Here is a 23,362-nt window from a genome sequence, read left to right on the forward strand (position 1 = left end):
TCACCTTGATGAACATGACCCCGGCTTTACGGAAGCTGCTTTTTCTTCTTGGGAAGCGGTGAAATTTCGCCACCCTAGAATTTGTTTTTCAACAGAAGTCACCATTTCAATGATGTCGGCTGTCGTTTGAATATTTATCAGTTTCCGGTCTCGACATACCCTTAGTAAGAGCTTCAATGTATCAAATTTAACAAGGAATTCATTCAGGTACTCCACACGACGCGGAAGGCTTGAATTTGCATAGCGAATCAACTCACAGCAACGGATTGCAGACATCATAAGTTCCGTACCGAATTCGTAACGATACCCTTTGGGGAACTTGTCCCTTGCGTCGAGTATCAACATCGTTAACCGATACATGCACTGATAAACTGGTCTGTCTTCTGCTTTTCCCATGTTAATTTTTGATATTTTTAAAATTTTTCTTTTGCTCCGCAAAGTTAATGATTGTCAAACTATTAACACTCATTTTTTCAAAATTTTAAAACTTAAAAAGCCCCTACCGGGGCTAATTAAACGTAACTATCTAAGAGATAAAGAGTTAAAGAGATAAAGAATCTATTGCGGAAACGGGACGAACCCTGCCTGCGGTAGTCTTGTTGTTCGCGTTCACGTTGCCGTTGTTCATGTACACGTACCAACTGTTCGAGGCGTCGTATTCGATGCTGCTCCAATACCAGTCGGTTGTAATTATATTTTGAATACCAAACATGGAAGTTATGAGCTCATTGATTTCGGTTTTATACTTGGCCATAAGCATAAGTTCGCCCAGTGCGGGCAGGTTCCACACGGTTGTATCTTCAATTCCGTCAGATTCAAGCGTACAGGCTTTATAGGCTCTGGCAGCTTCGGCGGCAGGGGCGCCGACAGTTCCCTGGGTGTCCTTGACGCCTGCAAGGGTTTCTATTATAACATCGGTATTTTCCTTGCCGTCGAAGGTATCATAGAGTCCTTGGTTACCACTGCCGTAGTTTTTCAGTCCGCGTAGGTCGGTTCCGTAGCCACCCCATTTGAACGTTTTGTTGCCGCCTGCGTCAACGCAGTCACTTTTGGCGATAATGAACTGGTGGCATTCGGCGCGAAGTCGGATGCCAATACGGATATACTTGGAGCGGTTATTTGCGCTCATGGAGTTCCATTCGGAAGCCGTGAAAAAGACTTGTTCACCGTCTTCAATCCGGAGCGTAGCCAAAGAAAGGTCAAGAAGCGTACCTGACCATTGCATATATTTGGCGATGTCGCTTGCGGGGGTGTTTTCATTCACGGTTGTAAAACCTATTGATTTTAAGGCTTCTATCTGGTCTTGTTTATTCAAGCGCAGAAGCATGGCGCTGGCGATATTTTTATCCATTTTATTGTATAATATTAAGTTAATACTATTCGGAAGCAACAGCTCTCACATAAAGAAGGGCTGAATTTTTGTTTTGATTCGTAATACGCCCGGTATTCAGTTCGAACGCCCAGGCGGAGTTAGTATCCCAAATTGTTGATGACCAGTAGTATTTATCAGTCATCAGCATACTGTCACTACTCCAAAAGGTACGCATCATCTCATTGATTTTATCGCGGTAGCGGTACATCAGAAGCATTTGGCCGGATGAAGGAAGGAACCAGTTGGATTCATCCTCGATACCGTCACTTTCCAAAGTGTAGGCACGGTATGCACGGGCGGCTTCGGCAGCCGGTGCACCGATTACACCGCTATTGTTTTGGTCTTTCAGGCCGGTGATAATCAGGTCGGTATCCTCCTCACCCGTGAAGCAGCCGTACATGACACCCAGTCCTTTTTGGTTCAGGCCGTCTATGGCTTTACCCTGACCGCCCCAATAAAAGACAGTGGTAAGGTCGGCATTATAGCACTCCTGGGCAGCAATTACGAAGGAATGTCCGTGGGCGCGGACTAGCAGACCGCGACGGATATATTTCAGTTTATTTGCGGGGGTCAGGGCATTCCATTCTTCCCGCGTAAAGTACATCTTTGAATTGTCTGATATCCGGTTACATGCAACACGAAGGTCAAGCAATCCGGACGCCCATCTGATTCGGTTCGGGAACTCGCTGGCACGCGAGTTCTCCGTGATGTCGGCAAAGCCTACAGCCTGCAATGCTTTTACCTGTTCCTGTTTATTGAGACGCAGCAGGGTTGCGCTCTGTTCTTTTGTACTCATGTTATTTGCTGTTTACTATATCGTTAATATCCATATTTTCTTCCGCAAACCGTTGAAGGTATTCTTCATAGGTTTCACCATTATAATAGTCCATGATTTCACCCACATTATCCAATGTGACTTCGGGATAATAGGGTTCTCCGCCGTAGGCTTCCGCATTAAACCAGTCGATGATCTTGATATAAGCGTCGATTATGGTGCTGACGGTCAGACCTTCGAAGCCGTTACGGATCGCTTCTATATCCGAGTTCTCGATGACTTCATCCAGCAGATAGTTTCCGGTAAGTACGGGCTTCTCTACCTGATTTCCGTTTTCGTCCAGTCCCCCGATACCGAGTTGCAGGATTTCCAGCACTTCCGAACCGTTCCCGATGAAATCACGGTTGGTGATACGGATATGGCGGAATACGACATTACCTTCCTGCGAATCGATTATATCGCGGATCATCTTTACAACGTCGATAAGAGGGCAGTTTTCCACGCGCAGTGTGGTGATGTTCGGCATGGATTCAACAACGATGCCTGTGTCCGCATTCAGCCCCTTATAGCTCAACTTATCGAGGTTCATCAACTTGAACTGTGTCATGGTGGTCGGCAATTCCGCATATTGAACCGGACAGCCACCCACGAAGTTGACGATTTGAAGGGAACTGCCGTATGCCAGCAGACGCAAAAGGCGCGTTGCTCCGGTCAGGTCAAGAGATACCAGCTTTTTGAAGTTCTCTACGTTCAGGAGTCTCATATACGGCTTTTCACCAAGCGGAAGGTCTGTGACGCTATTGTTAGCATATCCTTCGCGCTTACTGCCGAACACCAGTTCCTCGACGCGGATCAGCGTAGTGAAGTCCTTTGCCTGTGTACCGTCAATATTGACAGTACTCAAATCACCCAAAGACTTGATTTTTGATGCACCGATGATATAGATCGCACTGGATGAATTTGAACCGTCAAAGTGGAATGTCACCTTTGAACCGTCTTCTTCCGCCCACGCTCCCTGTTGTGCGGCTGGTGTGTTGAATCCCGCCCATAGTTTCCATTGCTCGCTCGCTGTGACTTCGATATTGATGTTCTCACCGATAGCACGGAACATGCACATATTATCCGCTTTCAGGATTGTACTGACACCGAAATAAGCGTCAAGGAAATCATAACGGGCAGACACATAGTAATGGCGGTAAGGGATACCCATACCGGAGATCACATTGAATGCCTGACCGCCCGGATTGGTGATGTACTTCGCCACGGAATCACGGCAGGCAACGATTGCGGGTATCATCAGGTGGTCTTTTTCTTCCGACTCACGCAGTACGGCTTCGTAGGAGAATGCGGACTCACCACCCGGAAGGCGCGATGTACGGATTTTTTCTGCGGTCGCTGCAAGCCCGACCTGATCGTAACGCCACATGCCTTGCCATACGACGCTCATACGTCCGGCAAACACGTTTTCCCCCTCCATGACGCTGTCAAGCATCACGTTATACGGAAGTTTGAAGATACCGGAGTTATTCTTGCCGTTCGTACTGTCCGAGTCATAATCATGGTTCATATACCAGCGATAGACACCATCCGGGCAAAGGTACAAAGCCCACATGCTGTTTTTCGATAACTGGTCGACGCCTGAATGATACAGGATACGGACTAGGTATGCGCGGAAAGAAGCCACGCTACAATACTTGTCCATTTCTTCAACCAGCTTCCGGTATCGGTTTTCAAGCGTGTCGCTGACCTGTACCCCGTTGATACTGATTTTGCCGCCTGCCATACGGTTCTTCGGGTTACAGGAATATACCCATTCGCAGAACTGTTTCCAGCGGTATGGTGTCTTCTTTCCGAGCGCATAAGCAAGACTCATATCATCATCGTCCGGTGTACGGAATTCAAAGAACATCGTCCATTTCGGAACAAGGCTTTCCGTTGACAGTTCCGCACCGTACAAGCCTTTCACCCACTTGCTGTGCGTCGACTGCATGGTCATGAAGTTGTCTATGTCATCGAAGATGCACATGCCTTCATAATCAAGCATTTCAACACATTCAACCGGATTCAGGACACGCCCGGTAACGACCGTTTTCTTGCCGTTGAAAGAGACTGTCCCGGTGGTGTTCTTCCATGCTCCGTCGACGTATTCCATAAACTTGTACGAAGCGTCCGTCGATTTGGAAAGCATGTATATTGTATCCTGATCGTAGTCGCCAGTATGGGACATGAAATAGGATTCCGTCACGTCCGGAAGGTCGGTGAAGTCGCCATAACTCAAACAGTCGGCATTGTAACCGGGAACATCTTTGAAACCGAAAGTCGGTGGATTTCCCTTGTCAATGTTCCAGTCACCGCGACACCAAAAGTACGCGTCATTGATATTTCCGGTATCCGACTTGAAGACAAGCACGCTGTTACCGTCAATACTTGTACGCAAGTCCAGCGTGTTGTTTTCGTCCGCATAGTACGCGTTTTGCGCTGGTGTCATGTAATCCTCGCCCAAAGCTTTCTGCATATCGTTATTGATACGGGAAATCGGTGTGTTCACCTTGTCGGGTGATGCATAATTCACCTTCAGGCAGACCTTGTCGAATGGGATAGTCTTGCCACGCAGGATGATTTTCTTGTTTGCAATCGCATCAAGCAAAGCCTGCGGAGCTAGTTCCGGATACATTGCACGGATGATTGCCTTTTTCAGCTTGTATTTCCTATTCTTATAGGTCGGATAGAAGGCGGATGTCGTACCCTGATTGGTCGTTTCCACGTTCTCGATAATAAGGCTCATACCTTTGTCCTTGCAGAACAGGTACAGGTCTGTATATATCTTGGTGGACGTATCCGTTACGTTGTCAAGCGTTTCAAGTTTATAATCCCCGTGCGGCATTTCCACCAGACAGTCACACATTTCAAGTGCTTTGTTCAGGTCGATTTTATTATCGGTTAGGATATCGTTCTTTTTGTTCAAAGCGATCATTTCGTCCGTATCAGATTTACCGATCACAAGTTCATCGTTAATCTGTTCGTCCGCCATTTCCTTTTCCCAAGAGAGCAAGCGGTACATATACAGTTCCCCGGCTGTTCCGGAGAAACTGATTTGTTCGGACTGTTTGATCGCGCTTTGTCCTGCCGTATATTTGGATGCGCCAATCAGGTCACCGTCACAATACAGTTTTATGTACCCTTTGCCATCTTCTTCCGCATTTGCCTTTTCAATGACGAAGGCAAACTCGTAGATGTCGCCCGGCTTGAAATACCGTTCGATCAGTTCAGTTCCGAGTGCTTTGAAGTACACACATTTTGAAGTGATACGCCACCCGATTTGGTTTGCTTCGTCCCAGCATGACACGACGTTCGCGTCAGGATCGGCAGCGTTCTGCGTCTTTATCTTGATGATGGTAGTCGATCCGGTCTGCTCAATGTTGGTACGGTTATAGGGACGATAAGTACACAATGCGGTGGCATCATCCGAAACCTTGAATGCCTTCCCTTCGTTCTTGTCAGTGACAAAGGCATTCGTGGAATAGTTGAACCCGCTCTGCTTCATTTCATAAAGTCCGTACAGCCATGACTTGTCCTGATCCGAGTTGTCCTTGTCTGCCGGATTGAAATAAATTATATAGCTGGAATCACCGTTAATGTCAATGACGGAACTGTTAACGGAGTACTCAATCGTATTGCTTTCCCCAGCACCGCATTTCCCGTAAATACCCAACGTATTCCGGATGTTGTCTGCAATCGTGAAGCCATCGACACGGGTGGACAGATTGAATGTACTGTTACGTCCTACTGATACGGTAGTCAGCACTGTGTCGGTTTCATTATTGTCCCCGGTAGATGTATTGGTAACTTTTGCGACCCTGTGTATTTCGACGTGGGCATCGGTGGCGACATGGCTGGGATCATAGCACGCCACCTCGATATTGAGGTTTGCATACTTCCTGACTGACCATGCCGTTTCCGTCTCTTCCGAATGTGCCAACGAGACAACGGGCATAAGGCTGGACGGGTTGACGATCATCACGTCAAAAAACTGGTAGTTCGACCACACACCCGATTCCACGTCCTGTGCAACGATTTTGACAGTATATGCACCATGTGTCAATCCCAAAGACGAAACGTTGATTTGCAAGTCCTGTGAGCGCGTAGAAGCCACGCTGGACTGTGATATCAGTTTCCATTCTTCACCCACTTTAATATGTGCCGTAACGGTGGATTTATTAGCGGAGGACAGTTTGAACACGTCCGTCATGGTGACAAGTCCGGAGCCTTGCTGCAATGTTTTATACAAAGCCCACACACGCGAAAGTTTCAGGTTTACAGCCGTGACGCTGATTGTCTTCTGTGCGGTGTTTCCCCCGTCATCGGTGGCGACGACTACAAACTTTCGGTTCATCGCTTCGCTGAAATAGCTTTTTACCGGGATGGTAAAAGAGTAGTCCGTATCAGATGCGGAGCTTTCCCGGTTCACGTTGAACGTTTCAAGCGTTTCACCCGTTGACTTGTCTTTCAGTTGCAGGGTTTCGATATTGTTATATGAAATCATTTCGCCCGATCCGGTACGTGACAGGATTGCAAGTTTGATTGTCAGGTCGTCAGTTCCGAGTGCGGCATACAGGGACGTTTTTTGCGGGTAGATGTACACGATTGTCCCGGCAACGTCCCCACCGCCACCAGTTCCGACCGCAAAAGTGAAACCGTCTCCCAGTGGAAGCCCTTCCGCGTTCTTCATATACACGCGCACCGTTCCGTCTTCCGCCTGTTCACCATCCACTTCGACGGGCATGGCATCATAGACCGCGCCACCCGCTACCGGATTCACGCTGTCTTTAATGATTTCGGAATCGGTTTCGACCGTTCCTCCGGCAGCAGAACCGAAGTCAATCCATGCCGCCAAGTCATTATAATCGGCACGGGACGCGCACAACTGTTTAGACTCGAATGTTTCTTTTCCGGTGCGGTAGATAATGACCACACCGGGCTTGATGCATTCCGTTTCATTTGCTGTCTCGTAGGTTGTCAGGGCATTAATAGCCGTTTGAAGAATATAGTATCCGTTTGATAATGGTGCAATTTCATCGACCAACAGTACTGCGCCTTTGCCTGTCATGTCTCCACTAGCACTACCGAAGTCTATCCAGTTCGCTTCTGTGGCAAATCCTTCAAGGGATGAACCTGCAAACTGCTTGGACTCCCATTCGCTTTCAGCAATTTTATAGGTTAAAACAATACCCGGTTTACGGTAGATGATGTTGTCCACATCTTCCCTTTCCGTAATCGCGGCAATAGCTGTAGGTAATGAATAAACAGAGCCGCCACAAACTCCGTTGACGTTAATAACGGACAAGGCTTTGTTGGCCAGTGACAATGCGGAAGACGCGGTAGTCTGTGCGCCTTCAGCCGATTTCTTTGCCGCTTTTGCCGCCAAGTCCGCAGACGCGGCTAACTGCATCGCGTCGGAGTCGGCAGAAAGCAGAGCCCCGGCAAAGTAGATGTAGGTCTTGTTGCCGAACAGGAATATTTTATTCTCGTGCGGGGATGTCCGGTCAGCGTTCATGTAGTTATCAACACCCGTCCAACTTGGATAATATTTGTTATCAACGAAATAGGCAAATTTACCCTTGCTGGCAACAAATACAACCTTACCGCCCTCTGCGGTTGCGCTGGACTGCTCCATCACGATGGAAGCATCAGTCACTATTTCGTCAAAGCGTTCCGTCGAATGGTGTACAAAGTCTACCATTAAAGAGGACACGTCCTGCGATGTACTGTCAGCATCGTCGGAAAGGCTTTTAAGTTTGCCCCATACTGTCCCGTCTTCGCTTTCTGATGCTTCTTCCGTACCGACATTATCGGATAGCTTTCCGATGTTTTCATTTGCTTTTTTTGCGGATTCCGCTGCTTCATTCGCTTTCGTTTGTGCATCGTCAGCCGTTTTCTTTGCCGCCTGTACGTCTTCTTTTTTGGCATATACGGAAAGGTTGCCTGTCGTTGAGACAAGCTTCCAGCCCGGATTCTGAAAGGCATAAATATTGCCATTGTCGGCTGCATCGGGATTGCCGTCATCATATACCGTCACAATCTGACCGAATTTCAACGGTTTTCCGTCAGAACCAGCCGGAGAAGTACTGTCCGCGTTCATCTTCGCGACGGTCGTATATGTATTACGAATACCCAGTCCCACCTGATTCTTTTCCGCTTCATTGATGACATCCAGCGTCTCATCAATCAAACCGCCCACTTCGTCAGGTGATATGGATAGGGAGTCTTTCTTTGCCGAAAGCTCCTGTGCCCGTCTTTTTAATTCGTATATTGTTGCCATACTTATTTTATTTCTGAATATTTTTGTGAACGATTATACGATGATTGGATTTTGGACTAACATATAAAACCCGATTGGTGTCATGGGAAAGGTATAACGCACCTGTTCCCGCATTAAAATTGGCATATACTGGAATAATTGTTTCGCCAGTATCAGATTTCGCTACGATACACCTGTAAGAGCGGGAATCATTACTAACTATAAACTTGAATGATTCAACACTTGTGACTGCCCCATCCATAATACCGTACTTAAACCCGAGAGAGATAATAATTTCTATCATGTCCCCCTCTTGAAGAAGAGGTATATCTTCCTCGGACACTCGGATTGTCGCCTTATTCCCGTCAGCGTTTACCGATACCTCTTCCACTGATAATGACAGCGAACGGCTCGTCAGTTCTTCCAACGTCTTCATAGTTTGTTGCGAAACAAATAGTTCACCCTCTTTTACCGTATCTGTCAGCACTACCTTTCTGATTCGGTAGACACAGCCTTCTGATGCGTCTTCATAGTTCTCTTTTTGTTCATCTGTACTGACCACTTTCCAGTAAAGTTCAGAATTCAACCCTCCTTGAAATCTGCCCTTCTCTACCCTGTAAACTTCTCCGTTAATGGCTATATAACCTTCTTCCCAGTCATAAGTCGTCGGATGTCCGGCTATAGAAATAGGAGGTGGAATGTTACAGCCGGAAAGGATAACATTACCATATGTACTGATTATTCCTTTCACGGTTTCAGCAAATGCACTTTGCATAAATTCCAAATCATCAAGATAAAACGGTTGTCCGCCTTCTTTAAATAACAATTTATTCATATTCGTATATTTTAAGGACATAAGAGCGTCCGGCTGGTTTATAATAGTCAATCAAATTTTTAATTTCACCCTCATACGCTGACAGGAACGACGGTATATTCACCATGTAATTTCCTGAATAATTTCCTTCACCGCGCTGCTGGATGTATTTTATTTCTGCCCCTTCACTCCGTTTATGCAAATAAGACGGTATTTGTTCTTCCCTGCGATGATACAGGTAGAATTCCTTTCCCGCAATATCAGTTATGTATATTTCCCGGTTTTTTAAGAAAAACCTGTCGTTCAGGACTTTTTCAATATATATCACTTGACCGTTGATGTTCAATTTGTCAATAGCCTGCTTACGATAACTTTTGTACAGGGTATAGATGAAAATCAAAGGAAGCAGGAAGACCGAGATAATTGCAAATATCTTCCTTTTCCTCAATGACGGACGAAGCACATACTGCGCGTATTTGATAATGTCAAAATCATACCACATAAGTCAGAGAAGTTTCAAGGCTGTTTAAGATGAAGCATCCGGCTACAGCCGTATAGTTATTATTTTTAATTACATTATATTCCGTAGCGGATGACGCTTTCGCGGCACATTCTCCAAGCTCAATGTCCAGCACTCCTTCAACTTTTTGGATTGCATCAACCTATTTCGTTTTATTGAATTTACCTCCATACTCGATGCCCTTCAGGTAATCATTGATAGCAATGACCACAGGTTTGCTGCCATCGGACAAACGTACACCGGAAGAATTGATAACCATCGGGTCGACTTCTATGGTCGCGTTGATACAGATGTCGTCTGCCTTCATTGATTGGATAGAGAGAATTACTCCGGCTATTTTAATCGAGTTCATATAGCTTTTAAATGCCGTTAAAACATCTCCGGTCAAAGGACAGGGAAGCCCGCCTTCGTCTCCGGACACAAGTATTTGAATGCTTCCGCCACGGTCTTTGACTGCCACATATTTGACAAGCTGTTTTGTCTCATCATAAGTGGAATACCGGAACTGATATTTCTCCGGATCATAAACCAGCGGATCACCATACTGGAAAGCCAGCGCACTGCTATGATACCAGCGCACGGTCGGTATGATATTAGCGTCAATACGTTCTTCAACGTCCGTTTTGAACTGGTCAAACATTTGCTCTATGACGTGCGCTGTTGCCGCAAAAATGTAGAACAGGGTGCTTTCTATTGACACGGGAGAAAACACCGAATCAAAGTCGGCATCACCTGTGATACCGTATATGTCCCGGATGATGCTGTTAGACATATAGGCGTCCGTCATTTCTTTCTTTATTTCTGCGATTGTTCTAGCCATTATTTAAATTGTTCGGTAAATTGTTCTGTGAAAATTCTCAATCGTATTGCATTTGATGCAGTTTCAGAAGTAGCCGGGCAAACGGAGTTCCGCTGACAATAATCAGCCAGTTCGCTGTTATATACCTTCTCCGGTGTTTCGATTTCCTGTCCGGCTTTCAGGGTGTCCGTTATGCTCATATCGTTTGCCTTTGCAAGCATAAACACCGCTTCGATTGTACCATATTCCTGCACGGCTATATCCAGCAGGGTTTGCCCGGCTTGTACTACTGTTTTCATTACATTTTTATAATTTTATAAAGGTATAGAACTAATACGATGCATGATATTACAGTTATTGCCGTCATCCACGGGGGAATGTAAGTAACCTCTTCAACGACCTTTGTATCATTCTTCTCCCGCTTCTCCAGTTGTACCTTCAATGTCATCAGGGTTTCCTGAATCTCTTGAATTTGCACCTGTAACTGTTCGTTATATGTTTCTTTCTCCTGTTTGGTGGACGTTCCTGTTGCTGTCTCCGTCGAAGTCGGGTACTGTTTCCCAGTCGAATCCGGTGGCGAAAGGTTTGTCTTTTGCCAGTTGAAATTCATCTGCTGCATCATTTCCATAATTCGCTCGACGTTCTTGTTTACGTCAACTTGCGTTTTGTCGGTGGACGTTTCTTCCTTTTCCGTCTGCTTTTGCTCTGTGCTAGTCTGATGGACGGTCGTGTCAATCTTCGACGAACGACAGGAACAGACAGACAGCACCACGATTGCGAATAGAAAAATGAGTATCTTTTTCATGGTCGAACGATTACAGGTGGTAAAAATGAGGTGAATTCACTCTTTACGTCGAAGCAGGGACATTCTTTCATCCATTCGCATTTCTCGACGATACCGTTCCCGTTCTTGTCCGGGCTGGTGTCACGATGTCCGAGGATATCGATAATGTCGTGGCGGTGGCAGATGTCTTGAACGAGCTCGCGCATCGCTTTCGTCTGCGCGTCCGTCCGGGTATCCTTTGCCTTGCCGTTCTTATCCAGTCCGCCTTCATAGCAAATGCCAATCGAACAACGGTTATAACTGATTTTCATACCGGGAACGATAAAGTTATCATGTGCTCCGATTTCGTTCTCCGCCCGCATGGGGATCACACGTCCGTTTTTTCGGATATAATAATGGTATCCCCATTTTCCAAAGCCACGGGCTACGTGTGAATCATTAATTTGCTTCTCTGTGAAATCTTTGTCCTCGCGTGTCGCAGAACAATGAATGATAATGTATGTAGGTTTATTCATCTTTCTTTTCCTCCTTATTTTCTGTTTCGTCTTCTCCTTGAATGTATTTCTTATACTTGCATTTATACCTGTAATCAACTCCGAAGAGTGCGCCCGCAAAAGTCGAAACTTCGCCATAGGCGACTAAAACAGAGTTGTCAATCTGCCCCGTAGGTTCAACCCAAAATCCGCAAAACAGTAGGGTCATTCCGGATACGGACAGGAAAACTGCGATCCATAACTGTACGTGTAGTCTTTTCATGATACATACTTATAAAATCAGGCGGAAGACTATCCACACCAGTAATATGACCGCATCTGCCAACAACGCCCCGCGTACCGTCGCCCGGATGTCTGCCGTGTCCGGATCATCGTCTTTCGATTCTTTCCATTTACCAGCCAGCCATGCGAAAACAGTCCCCAAGACCATGCCGCCCAATACGCTAAGGAAGCTCACTCCAAACAGGAAAACTGATGCTACCACGCACACGGCTAAAATGAGCATTCCAATTAGTCCGTGAATGATTTTGTCCACTCCGAACTTTTTAATCAAATCGTTACTTGCTTTCATTTTCGTTAATTTAATCGTTAGTAATTTCAATATTTATTTTGTCCACCAGTTCCGAATAGTCAATGCCTGCCCGTTTCAGGTGGACTTTCATTTGTTTTTCAATGACTATTTTATTAGCCTTTGAACGTATGTATCGGATCAGGTTTGCTCCAAGAACCGGGTCTTCCTTCAATTCTCCCTGATTCAGTTCCAGCACTATTGCCGCGTTTTGAATCAGGGTATCACCGACTGCAAATCCAGTCAGTTTCCCGTCTGTCGCTGTATGCGGAACAATCCTGATATCACCGTCTTTATCAAGTAATAGTCCTTTCATTGTTTCACCCTTTCGTTTTCAATATCCTTGACTTGTGTTTCCTGCAGGGACTCCGTAAAATAGGCGGACAATGCTGTTTTCAAAGCCGATCCCCCGTCGTTCGGAACAGGCGTCCAGCCGGACAATTTCTGTTTCAGCGAATTGATGTCCTTTTCTATCAGGTTCAGCCGTTCCGTCAGTTCACCGACTTTTACCAGTCCGCCCAATGCCCCGCCATTCAGTACAATTTCGTCCACTTCGTCAGCGGAGATCAGGAAGGTGTCGGTCTCCTGTCCCTCAATGATCCCGACCAGACAAGTCGTTCCCGGTTTCGGGTAGATACATAGTGCACCCATTCCCAACTGGACGTTATAGTATTCAAGTTGGTCAACGACTCCCGTCACGTCCATTGCCCTGTTGTCCTTATCAACCGTATCGACTGTTACCCAGCGCAGCTGCGCTTGTTTTGCACCGTTTATCCGCCTTTCAAACGCATCGCGTAATTGTTCATCCGTTGTCATTCCGCCCGTCCTCCTAGGTCTATTTTTTGTCTGTAAGTGGCATCGTCTCTGAAATCCTTTGTCACCTTCTCAACATAATAGCATCCATTCATTTCCGGTGTCACCTCACTTTTCAGGTCGATTGTCATTCCGTGATGAACGACAGGTACTCCGAACAGTTCGACACCCCCGCGATACTTCTGTTTTTTAAGGCTTTCGTAAAAATCCTTTGCAAACGTCTTCAAGTCCTCTACCTTGATGGACTTTCCTTTCTCATTGTAGGTAAGGTTATAAACCTCGCTTCCTTCTACCCCGGCTTTTGCTTCCAGTTTCTTACCGCCTGCACCAATGCTGACCACTTTAACCTGAAATTCACCGTTCGTTTCGTTCAAGTCCTGACTGACTGCGTTTTTTTCCAGTACAATCTTCACCTTTTTGGTGTCAACCTTTTCGGAATATACATTTCCGCAATACAGGACTTTACCGATGAAATAGCAGTGAAGGTTAGTCTTTTTCCGTATGTCGTCAAAAATCTCCGCAACCGTTTTTGATGAATACCGTACTGCGCCAAGTTCCGCATCATAGTTAGTTTTCACCTCATAGTCTTTGGCAACATCTGCCAGCAGCTTCTTCAGCGTGACATTCTTTGCGGAATAGGATACCGTCTTTCTTTTTAGTTTGTACATTTCATCCTCGCACCGGATCGTCACCGGGACACCCCAGCCGATTAATGAAATATACCCCTCAAATTCCGTGTACAGGTCACCGTCATATCCGAGTTCAATTTTCACCTGATCCCCGGCAGACAGCATTTCCTTCAGGTCTTTTCCTGCAAAGTATTTGATACGCCTGGGAAGTATTATTTCAGCCGAATCCGTCAACATCTTCCATGAACTTTCGATGTGAACCGACGATATCGCATGAATGACCAGTTCCTCGCGTTTTTCGTTTGCCGGAAATATGATCCGGCTGCACATCATATAGCTCATAATGTCAATTCGTAAGGGTTGTCACTTGTCGCCTCTATCGTGAAGGGGACTACGCTGCTGTTTCCCTGAATCGGGTTGAACGAAAGGTTATCAATGACAATGGAATAAATATCCTTGTTATTGAAGATACTTCCCGTCACTCCGATCGCTTCCGTCACTTTGCGGAACTTATTAAGAGCGTTCACCTGTTCGGCTACCGTCTTGTAACCGTCCCGGCTTTTATCGGCTATGCAAAATCCCCGGATGTTGATTTTCCAGTCATCAAGCCCGTAGATTTCTTTCACAGTCCCGTGAACGCCCAAAACTTTAGTCTTCGAGCAGTTCATCGAGCGCGAAAAATCAACGATAGTTGCATAGGGCATCGGAAAACTAGCCATGTTCATCGTACCGCGTGACCCGTCCGGATTATAGGTGCTGTATTGCTTGTTTCCGTCAAGAGTAAACGTTCCGATCACCGGAGTCCCCATCCAGCTATACGCTTCGGCTTCGGCATCCGGAATGGTTGTCACTCCGGTATATTGTCCCGGATCGTAATCCTGCAGGGTGCGTCCCCACGGAAGATAAATCGGGGATGAGATTCCGAAAACTTCCGTGAACAATGCACCAATATTTAACGCTGTATTTCCTGTCATAACTTTATCCTATTGCTGGTACTGTATCGGTCATCACTGCCAAAATTTCCCGTTTAACTTTATCCGCAATTTCACGCGTATCCGCACCTCCTGAAACCCTGAAATTATTGTTGAATGTCACGTTCATGGTGATGTTTTTCACGCTGCTTCCGCCTTTCCCGCCAAGTCCGGTCTTCTCATCGGTTGCCTTTGTCCCTCCAGTTGCCAGTACGGTTTGCCCGTTGACTGGAGACAAGGGGGAATTCAGGTTAAAACTGGTATCTCCTTTTTTCTCTCCGTCTTTAGGATGTGACTTTTCCCAGTCTGCCATGCCTTCTTTCCAGCCATCTGAAAATGCGCTGCCGACCTTTTTACCCCCTTCAAGTGCTTGCTGTGATAGCCTGTCCCAAACATCGCTGAAATGGAAATCATCATCAAACCAGTTTGCCGGGTTTATGACATCGACAATCGCTTTCATCACGTTAAAAATGAACTTATAGTATTCCGTGAAGATTACTTTTATAAAGTTCCACAAGGCATAGAAGAAGGCGCGTACTCCTGCAAACTTATTCCAGAGAAAAGCGACCAGTGCTGTAATGGCAGTGATTGCAAGTGCTATCCATCCAATAATCGGAATACTGTAAATAGCGGTGGATATGAGAGCCGAAGACGTTACTGTTGATACGACCATTTTTGCCATGCCAGCCAGCCATGCAATCGAGGATTTGATAGAGACAAGAGTCATGATTTGCCCGATAGACCACGCGACAGTTCCGAGCGTCACCAATGCCCCGACAAGGACTCCTAGCACTTCAAGAACTGGCGCAATAGGCTCTACAAATTCAAAGATGCTGATTTTCAGATCATCAATAAACGCTTGCATGCGTTTCTGCTTTTCGGCATAGGTATCCATTTGTTTGCCTGCAATATCGACTGCTGAAGTAGAACCCTGTATCGCTTCCGTCCATGTATCGATTTGGTCTACGCCATCAATCAAAGCCATTGCCGAAGCTAGGTTCTCACCTCCGAACAATGCGGACATGGTTGTCGCGTTGTGCATGACCGGAGTCAGGGCACGCAGGCGGTCAGTCAGTGAAAGGGACTGGTTTTGCATCGTTTCAATACTGACCCCGGCAGCTTTTAACTGCTTGACCGCGTCCGTAGTCGGAGCCTGTAATTTGACTATCGTATTACGCAAGGCAATACCGCCTTCAGAACCTTTTTTCCCTGATTTATCAAGCAACTGGATTGCAGAGTTCGTTTCAGCGAATTCAACTCCGAATGTTTTTGCGACACTACCCGTTTGTTTCAGTGCTTCAGCTACCTCTTTAATTTCGGCAGAACCTTCGACGGTTCCTGCCGCCATGATGTTCATATAGTCCGTCATGGTTTGTGCAGCCTTCATCGGATCGTCGAGCGAAACCTTGTACTGGTTCATGGCGGTAGACATGGCGGCGGACGCTCCGGGAACGTCATTCTGCATTGTCTTACTAAGCGTCATTACGTTATTCGACATAATTTCCAGCGCATCCGGTGCTTTCTTCAGTTCCGGAGTTATCTTTGAAAGCAAGTCCTTGTAAACGCCCATAGCGTTTGCCGCATCGACACCGAACACTTTTGCAGTTGTCCGTGCTTTACCAGCTAAAACGTCCAGTTCCTTGCCTTCCATGTTGGTGATACCGGACATTTCAGCAACGGCAGTTTCAAACCGAATACCCGGCTCGATAGCATCGTTAAAGGAATCACGGATATTGTCAACACCTTCCTTCAGTTGGTTGAGAAAGAACATTCCTTTTCCCAACCCTTCCAGTTTCCCGGCTGCTTTTCCCGATGTTTCCCCAAGACGGTCGACCACTTCTTCCGTGTCGTCGATTACCCGTGTAGCTTCTTCGGCTGCATCGGTCGCGGCATGTAACGGAGAGGTGATCCTGTCAACCAGTTCCAATATCCATTGAGTCACTTGCATTGTCTTTTGAGAATAATCGGTTTACTACTTTAGCGACTGCATTATGCACCACTATTTCAAATTCTTCCAACTCAGTTTTCCGCAACATGCGGTATTCGGCATAGAGCCTGAGCCATTCATCTTCGTCCAGTTTGCCCGGAACGTCGACGCCATATACTTTTTTCAGAATGGCGTCTATTCCCTCAACAAGACTGAACGATTTTGAATATTCCTCTATGCTTTGCTGATAAAAGCCGCCTGACCAGCGATTAACTGCCCAATGGCGGTCAGAACTGAAGTATAGACGGCAGAATCGTCCAACGCTTTCATATTACCAGCTGCCACGCAGTTCCGGATCAGGATATCATTCGCTTCTTCAAGATCGTCCTTTTTCTTCGCCATTGCCAACAAGATGTTTTTGCTCGGACGGACAATCAGGTAGTCATAACGTTCGTCTTCATCCACCTGTACGGTGACATGTTTCAGTCGTTTCCCGTATTTCGTTTTCAGTTCTGCGTGCTCTTCTTCCTTGAAGTCAACGATTAGAGCCTTTTCTTCCGCTGTCAGTTCCTCGTAAGGCTTTCCAGCCTTGATTTTCTTATCTTCCATTTTTAAAAGTCTTTTAAACGGTTATTAAACTACATTGCTACGTTCCAGTCGATGTGGCTGGGAAGAAGGGTGAATTGTGTAGCAATGCTTTTATCACCCTGCTTAACGTCTACACCATTGTCTGTAAATTCGACATTCCGGATTACGTCTTTCATGATAAGTCCTTTATACTCATACATGACCGGAATATCGAACGGTTCAATATCCATGAGACGCTTTCCCGGACCGAGTGTCAACTGCAAGGCGTTCACTTCTTCTTTCAGAAGGGTGATCGATGCTTCAGCCTTGTAATTTCCTTCACCACGACCGACGGGAAATTCACCAGCCCCGTAAATGTTCTCTTTCTCTTTGCTGTCCTTGTAGGAAAGGGCTGTAATGCCTTCTACATGACGTCCGAGCATGACAACCTTGACGCTGTTCCATCCGGCTATTTTTCCGAATTTGTTGATTAATGTTCCTAACAGTCCCATATTTTTAGATTTTATTCGTGAAACCCAAATCAATCTCAAACTCATGTACAATACCGTCCGCAACCAGTCTCACCTTGATATTAAAAGGCTTGTCGCTGACAGCCATCTGTTTGGGGTTGATGTAAATATCGAAGTCCGCAATATTCTCCGAATTGACCATGCTTTCCAGTGCGGATTTGACAAGCGCGTCCCAACTGCTGATCGTGGTGTTACTGATATATCCGGTTGACGGATCAGCCTTCACCTTGCTTCTTACACGAGGCAAAAGAGTACTGCGGATGATGCGTGCAGCCTTGTTCCAAACAGCGTTATATTCTATGTAAGCATAGTCGCTGCCCGCTTCCGTACAAGTACATGAATTGCTGAAGAAGAACCCGGCATACCCTTGAAAGCTACCGACAAAGTTATACCCTTTGCCTGTCAGATTTTTCTGGTCGGATACGCTCAACTGCGAGAAGGGTTTGCCATTGCTCAAAGCCGCATCCAGCCAAAGCCCGTTCAGTTTGTTAGTCAATGGATAGTCCTTTGTTCCCTTTGCTGTCCGTGGGTGGTTTTCAATATCGACGCTGCCCATGTTTTCATGTACATAGCGGACAGATAACATTCCGAGTGCGCTGCCGACGGCAGCATGTGTCCTGTACGCTTCGTCCTTTGCTGCCTGTGCCGGATCTTGTCCTATCACGACAGCGACATTTTCAGAGTCCAGCTTCCGAAGATCGACAGCATCATTAATGGCATTGATATACTTACCGCCCCCTTCCAATACTACCACATCGATATACAGATGGTCTTCCCTGAATTTATTGACCATCTTCTGTGTCTCTTGTACGGCTACGGTGATTGTCTCGTCCGCAGTCAGTGAGCAGATACCAATGGTATTTACCCCGTTGATGGTACGCACCGCATTGACAAAGTCTTCTTTCGTCAGCAGGCTTGACACCTTTTCAGACTTCGGAACTAGCATAAGATACAGTGAACGTTCCGGAGACAGGCGGAAGACTTCGCTGGTATGATAATGCACCAGTTCCTTGTTCTCAAGGTCGATAGTATCGTCCCATCCCAACGCTTCCAAATCGGTGATATCGTTCAGGACTTCCGGCTTGTAATACTCAAGCTTTCCGATTTCCGAACCACCGACCACGAGCAAAATGACGCGGTCGCTGGTATCGGTATCCCGTACCAGTCCGCCATTCACTTTGTTAATTGATACTCCTGTAAAATTTCCCATGATAATTGTAGTTATTCAGATTTAGCCGATAAAATTGCACCAACACCGAATTCCTCGATACGGTCTACAATGCCGTAAGTTTGAGTACGATATTCGGATGTAGGACTTTTACTGCGTGTGTCAGTCGTTTCCGGCTTATACAGCGATTTTACGCTTTCAAGGTGATAATACGTATTAGGAGCATAAAAGAAGGTACTTGCCTGAAAATCCGTGTCGGCAGGAGCTTTTCCCTCATCAATCTTTTTCAATGTAGTCGCATTATAATATGGAGTATCATTGTTCTCAAAGAATTTTAGCCCCATGAATCCTTTCGGCTTTCCGGTAATTGGATCAACGTAGAATGTACGGTCATAGAAATACTTGGATGCATTCTCATCCAAGAGCAAGTCTCCCATGTGTAAAGGACAAAGCACCATATAAAGCGCGTCACTGACTGGAAGATTCCAAGTCTTAACTTGCGTTGCGAAGTTAACCAAATCTTTATAGCACAAACGGAGTCGTCCTGTACCGTCATTAGCACCTGTTGTTTTAATGACTGGCATTTCTTTTTTTTCGTTATCGTTTGGAGCTAACTTGTACAGGACATGGTTACGGATACCGACTTGGAAGGCTTCGTTATGTTTCACACGAATAGACGCCCGTTTATCAAATGCAAGGTAACGGATTTCGTCATCTGTACATGATGTCGGTTCTGTGTCGTAAATCTCCCAGGGAACTATGATATTTTGTCCTGTCATAGCTTTGGGAGTGAATTCCTCTGTATTATTTACGCGGAAACCGACATTGTTAATCAGTTTATTTCTGCGTATGCCATCTGCTGCTAAAGCTCCGGCAGGGACAGAGCCTAAAACTTGCATGAAGTCCGCTCTGTAATTGCGACGTTCGATCAACAGTTGAGGATCGACGTACTTGTTCAAATAAAAACCGTCTACTGGTAGTGCCATATTCTTTTTTTTAAATGGTTAGTATTTTATTTTCCGTTGCGCTTTACGTAGTCATTTAAAAGACGTTCGTATTCCGACGGATTTTTCTCCATGATATTTTTCAAAGCCTCCGGATCGTTTTGAAGGTCTTCGAACTTTTTGTTTGTGGTATCTGTCAGATTAGGAGCATGAACTTCCGGCATTTCCACGGGCTTGATGGCATCAAGCAACTTCTTTGCGGTATCAAAGTTGCTGGTCAGGTTCGCTTTCCAATCGTCGCGCACGTCAGCAGTGATTCTTTTTTCCTTGATAGCTTTGTTCAGGACGTTCTCGATCTCCTGTTCTTTGCGTTCCTCTTCTTGTCTTTCGAGCATTTCGACGCGGTCTGCCTTGCGTTTCCACACGTCTACCTGCGCGATAAATTGTGCTTCCGTGGAGCTTGCGTCCATTCCGAAGCGGGAAGTCAACATTGTTAAATCCATGTCATTTTTTGATTTTTCGTTATTAATAGAGTCAGTAATCTCAATTTCACCTGTATAGCCGCAATTGGTAATCATTTGTGCCGTAGCCTTATCCACCTTTGCCTTGCTTGTTACTTCCGTCACAAAGCCGTTTTCCTTTGCTTCCTGTGCGCTCATCCAGTAGTCACCTTTATCCCATGCGTCTTTGATTTTTTTCTTGTCGGTACACTTGGAAAGGAAAGCGTTCAGGTAGTGGTCATTCAGCTTGCGCATGACCTCCAACGTAGACTCAATATCAGCGACTTTTCCGCATGCGCCCCCGCTGACTTGGTGAATCATAAAAAGTCCGTTAGCGGGCATGGAAAATGATGTACAGTTAATAGCGACGTATGTTGCCGCACTAGCTACCAGTGCACCACCTTCACCTGTAATTTTGCCGGGAAACCTCTTGATCACGTTCACGATCTCATTAGCTTCGAAGCATTCACCACCGGGAGAATTGATATAGATGTGCACGTCTTTGATTCCTGATTTTATCAGTTGCTCAACCTTAGAAGTGAATTCCGCTTCCGTCTCCCTCCATTTTGATATCGTGCCTTTGAGTTCAATCCGGGCACGTCCGTTTTCCGCTGTTGCAGTCAGATTCATTTTCGCGATATTTAAAATTTCATGCTGCAAAATTGAGAAAGGAAAGGCGGGTACGGAAAAAGCGTTTTCATCTTGGAAAAAAAACAGTGTTAACAAGGACGTATTTTTTCCAACTTGGAAAGAATACGTTCCAACATGAAAAGCCATTTTCCACAGGTGGTGTTGAAATCTGACCTTTGCTTGCGTAAAAGAAAGGAAGCGATATGCCAAGCAAAGAGTACTACCGTAAATTAAAGAAGGAAGCGCACGACCTTTATGTAAGGGATGGAATGATGTGCAAGGAGATTTCCGAACGTATCAACGTGTCGGAAAGGTCTGTGTCTAATTGGATCAATGAAAATGACGCACTTTGGAAAAAAGAACGGCAGGCATCTGTTATTTCGTCACAAAAACAGGGTGACAACCTGAAGCAGATTATCAACATTCTTGCGGATCAAAAACTGGAACTGTTGCGCATGATTGACGAAGCCATTGCAGAAGGTGAGAGTGACAAGGTGCTGGAACTGCGGAAACAAGCGGCTACGCTTGATAACAGCGTGGCGCAATGGGGTAACCAGCTCAAAGAGGTAGACAAAAAGAACCGGATAACACTGGCTATATACATTGATGTAATGGGCAGGATATTCGATGCGATGAAGGCATACAATGCCGAACTTTACTTCAAAACACTGGACTTTCAGGAGAACCACCTTTATGAAGCCGCAAAAATGTTAGGATAATGAAAGTCGAAGATAGCAAAGCCCTCAAAGAGTATCAGGAGAAGCTAAAGCGTGCGCGGTGCACAGGCAACTTGATTGATCCGGACGAATCACTGACAGTTCGGATGAACCGCATACAGCGTGCAAAAAGTGATGTCAAATACCTTGTCGAGACTTATCTTCCCCATTATGCAACCGCAGACTGTGCGGACTTTCAGATCGCGCATGCCAACAAGGTAATGAACGATCCTATTTACAAAGGCTATGCGGAATGGGGACGCGGACTTGCAAAATCGGTATGGAACGACGTGATTATTCCTTTATGGCTATGGATCAATGGTGAGACACATTATATGTGTATCGTTTCCGATACGTTTGATCGCGCGTGTGACTTGTTGGAAGATATACGCGCGGAGTTCGAAGCAAACGAGTTACTGAAGCATGACTTTGGCGAACAGTATAATCCCGGATATTGGGAGAAGGGAAACTTCGTGACGATGAACGGGTTTATTTGTAAGGCGTTCGGTGCGAAGCAAAAGGTTCGTGGACTCCGTAAGGGTGCACATCGTCCTGACTTGTGGGTGGTTGACGACTTGGAGACACCACAGACAATCAAAAATAACCGGATGCAGGATGATTATGCGGACTGGATAGAAGCGGACGTACTGGCAACCATGACGGGAAAACGCAGGCGTCTGATAGGTGCAAACAACCGCTTTGCGTCCCGTATGGTACAAACTATTCTTAAACAACGGCATCCCGATTGGGACTGGCATTTGGTGAAAGCCTACGACCCGGTAACGTATGAACCTGCGTGGAAGTCAATGTATTCCGCACAGTTCTATCGGCAACAGGAAAAGGATATGGGTATTCTTGCGGCACATGCGGAGTACAATCATGTTCCACTTGTCAAGGGTAAAATATTCAAGCCCGAAATGGTGAAGTGGGGAAAGCTCCCTGACCTGCACATAATGAATGCGATTGTAGCACATTGGGACATTGCGTATGCCGGAACAGATACGAGTGACTTTAATGCCTGTAAGATTTGGGGACGGCACAAGAACGATTTTTGGCTGATAGACGGATTCGTAAAGCAGTCAAAGATGAAACTCTGCGTACAGTGGATGTGCATGAAGCAGGCTGAATTCAAGGCAAAGGACATTATTTGCTTTTGGCAGTATGAATCCCAATTTTGGAACGATGAAGTGAAACGTATCATAGGGGAAGCCGAAACGGAGACAGGTGTAGAGCTGAACTTAGTCCCGGTACAGACTCCCAAAACAACAAATAAGGTACTTCGCATGATAAGCATGCATCCATATTATCAAAATTCCCGGATGCATGTCAACGAGGAACTGAAAGCAAACCCGGACATTGCTGTCGGTTTAAAGCAATTATATGCTGTCGAACCCGGCATGACAGAACATGACGATAGCCCTGACGCTGACGAACAGGCTGTGAAAAAGCTGGAGATATACACTGACACTCCACAATCGGAAGACGAACCCGCGACACGACCGTGGAAAGCGGGACGATATAAACGTAAATACACTTGGTAACT

General features: G+C 46.0%; 25 protein-coding genes. 2 read left to right on the forward strand and 23 right to left on the reverse strand.

Going from position 1 to position 23,362, the window contains the following annotated elements; all coding sequences use genetic code 11:
• From CJF29_RS16620 to CJF29_RS16730, 23 genes are all read right to left on the reverse strand, one after another.
• Positions 1–396 (reverse strand): four helix bundle protein, encoded by a 396-nt coding sequence (locus tag CJF29_RS16620; protein WP_099147050.1) that lies wholly within the window; start codon positions 394–396, stop codon positions 1–3.
• 145 nt (positions 397–541) lie between these two features.
• A complete protein-coding gene (locus CJF29_RS16625) occupies positions 542–1,351 on the reverse strand; it encodes a DUF1566 domain-containing protein (protein ID WP_413544499.1) in 810 nt (269 codons plus the stop codon).
• Between the two features lie 25 nt (positions 1,352–1,376).
• Positions 1,377–2,168, reverse strand: coding sequence for a Vir protein (locus tag CJF29_RS16630; protein WP_099147052.1), 792 nt, complete (start codon positions 2,166–2,168; stop codon positions 1,377–1,379).
• 1 nt (position 2,169) lies between these two features.
• Positions 2,170–8,466: a hypothetical protein gene (locus CJF29_RS16635; protein WP_099147053.1), complete on the reverse strand. Its 6,297-nt coding sequence runs from the start codon at positions 8,464–8,466 to the stop codon at positions 2,170–2,172.
• Positions 8,467–8,473: 7 nt separating this feature from the next.
• On the reverse strand, positions 8,474–9,280 hold the full coding sequence (locus CJF29_RS16640; protein ID WP_255299395.1) for a hypothetical protein: 807 nt from the start codon (positions 9,278–9,280) through the stop codon (positions 8,474–8,476).
• Positions 9,273–9,761: a hypothetical protein gene (locus tag CJF29_RS16645; protein ID WP_099147054.1), complete on the reverse strand. Its 489-nt coding sequence runs from the start codon at positions 9,759–9,761 to the stop codon at positions 9,273–9,275. Before CJF29_RS16645 ends, CJF29_RS16640 begins: the two co-directional genes overlap by 8 nt.
• Positions 9,751–9,894, reverse strand: a complete 144-nt coding sequence (locus CJF29_RS16650; protein ID WP_255299396.1) for a hypothetical protein — start codon at positions 9,892–9,894, stop codon at positions 9,751–9,753. Before CJF29_RS16650 ends, CJF29_RS16645 begins: the two co-directional genes overlap by 11 nt.
• A gap of 27 nt (positions 9,895–9,921) precedes the next feature.
• On the reverse strand, positions 9,922–10,599 hold the full coding sequence (locus CJF29_RS16655) for a hypothetical protein (protein ID WP_255299397.1): 678 nt from the start codon (positions 10,597–10,599) through the stop codon (positions 9,922–9,924).
• Entirely contained in the window at positions 10,599–10,877 is a 279-nt protein-coding gene (locus CJF29_RS16660) for a LysM peptidoglycan-binding domain-containing protein (protein ID WP_099147055.1), read from the reverse strand. Before CJF29_RS16660 ends, CJF29_RS16655 begins: the two co-directional genes overlap by 1 nt.
• Positions 10,877–11,383: a hypothetical protein gene (locus CJF29_RS16665; RefSeq protein WP_255299398.1), complete on the reverse strand. Its 507-nt coding sequence runs from the start codon at positions 11,381–11,383 to the stop codon at positions 10,877–10,879. The genes CJF29_RS16660 and CJF29_RS16665 overlap by 1 nt, the downstream gene beginning before the upstream one ends.
• A complete protein-coding gene (locus tag CJF29_RS16670) occupies positions 11,380–11,877 on the reverse strand; it encodes an N-acetylmuramoyl-L-alanine amidase (RefSeq protein ID WP_099147056.1) in 498 nt (165 codons plus the stop codon). The genes CJF29_RS16665 and CJF29_RS16670 overlap by 4 nt, the downstream gene beginning before the upstream one ends.
• Positions 11,870–12,118 carry a hypothetical protein gene (locus CJF29_RS16675; RefSeq protein WP_099147057.1) on the reverse strand — a complete coding sequence of 83 codons (249 nt, stop codon included), beginning with the start codon at positions 12,116–12,118 and terminating at the stop codon, positions 11,870–11,872. Before CJF29_RS16675 ends, CJF29_RS16670 begins: the two co-directional genes overlap by 8 nt.
• 9 nt (positions 12,119–12,127) lie before the next feature.
• Positions 12,128–12,340, reverse strand: a complete 213-nt coding sequence (locus tag CJF29_RS16680) for a hypothetical protein (RefSeq protein ID WP_413544500.1) — start codon at positions 12,338–12,340, stop codon at positions 12,128–12,130.
• 97 nt (positions 12,341–12,437) lie between these two features.
• A complete protein-coding gene (locus CJF29_RS16685; RefSeq protein WP_099147058.1) occupies positions 12,438–12,740 on the reverse strand; it encodes a hypothetical protein in 303 nt (100 codons plus the stop codon).
• Complete coding sequence (locus CJF29_RS16690; protein ID WP_099147059.1) at positions 12,737–13,240, reverse strand: hypothetical protein; 504 nt, start codon at positions 13,238–13,240, stop codon at positions 12,737–12,739. Before CJF29_RS16690 ends, CJF29_RS16685 begins: the two co-directional genes overlap by 4 nt.
• Positions 13,237–14,208 carry a hypothetical protein gene (locus CJF29_RS16695; RefSeq protein ID WP_099147060.1) on the reverse strand — a complete coding sequence of 324 codons (972 nt, stop codon included), beginning with the start codon at positions 14,206–14,208 and terminating at the stop codon, positions 13,237–13,239. The genes CJF29_RS16690 and CJF29_RS16695 overlap by 4 nt, the downstream gene beginning before the upstream one ends.
• A complete protein-coding gene (locus CJF29_RS16700) occupies positions 14,205–14,840 on the reverse strand; it encodes a DUF6046 domain-containing protein (RefSeq protein WP_099147061.1) in 636 nt (211 codons plus the stop codon). The genes CJF29_RS16695 and CJF29_RS16700 overlap by 4 nt, the downstream gene beginning before the upstream one ends.
• Before the next feature lie 4 nt (positions 14,841–14,844).
• Positions 14,845–16,785 (reverse strand): phage tail tape measure protein, encoded by a 1,941-nt coding sequence (locus tag CJF29_RS16705; protein WP_099147062.1) that lies wholly within the window; start codon positions 16,783–16,785, stop codon positions 14,845–14,847.
• 213 nt (positions 16,786–16,998) lie between these two features.
• A complete protein-coding gene (locus CJF29_RS16710) occupies positions 16,999–17,373 on the reverse strand; it encodes a hypothetical protein (protein ID WP_099147063.1) in 375 nt (124 codons plus the stop codon).
• Positions 17,374–17,402: 29 nt separating this feature from the next.
• Positions 17,403–17,843: a hypothetical protein gene (locus tag CJF29_RS16715; RefSeq protein ID WP_099147064.1), complete on the reverse strand. Its 441-nt coding sequence runs from the start codon at positions 17,841–17,843 to the stop codon at positions 17,403–17,405.
• Between the two features lie 4 nt (positions 17,844–17,847).
• Positions 17,848–19,071 carry a DUF2586 family protein gene (locus CJF29_RS16720; RefSeq protein WP_099147065.1) on the reverse strand — a complete coding sequence of 408 codons (1,224 nt, stop codon included), beginning with the start codon at positions 19,069–19,071 and terminating at the stop codon, positions 17,848–17,850.
• Positions 19,072–19,082: 11 nt separating this feature from the next.
• On the reverse strand, positions 19,083–20,015 hold the full coding sequence (locus CJF29_RS16725) for a hypothetical protein (RefSeq protein ID WP_099147066.1): 933 nt from the start codon (positions 20,013–20,015) through the stop codon (positions 19,083–19,085).
• A 26-nt stretch (positions 20,016–20,041) separates the two neighbouring features.
• Entirely contained in the window at positions 20,042–21,103 is a 1,062-nt protein-coding gene (locus tag CJF29_RS16730) for a Clp protease ClpP (RefSeq protein ID WP_099147094.1), read from the reverse strand.
• 203 nt (positions 21,104–21,306) lie between these two features.
• Here CJF29_RS16730 and CJF29_RS16735 point away from each other — a divergent pair, with 203 nt between their 5' ends.
• Entirely contained in the window at positions 21,307–21,822 is a 516-nt protein-coding gene (locus CJF29_RS16735; protein WP_099147067.1) for a DUF1804 family protein, read from the forward strand.
• Positions 21,822–23,360, forward strand: coding sequence for a hypothetical protein (locus tag CJF29_RS16740; RefSeq protein WP_099147068.1), 1,539 nt, complete (start codon positions 21,822–21,824; stop codon positions 23,358–23,360). Before CJF29_RS16735 ends, CJF29_RS16740 begins: the two co-directional genes overlap by 1 nt.
• The last annotated feature ends 2 nt before the right edge of the window (positions 23,361–23,362 follow it).

It is taken from the genome of Bacteroides celer, assembly GCF_002632415.2.
Classification (GTDB): Bacteria; Bacteroidota; Bacteroidia; order Bacteroidales; family Bacteroidaceae; genus Bacteroides.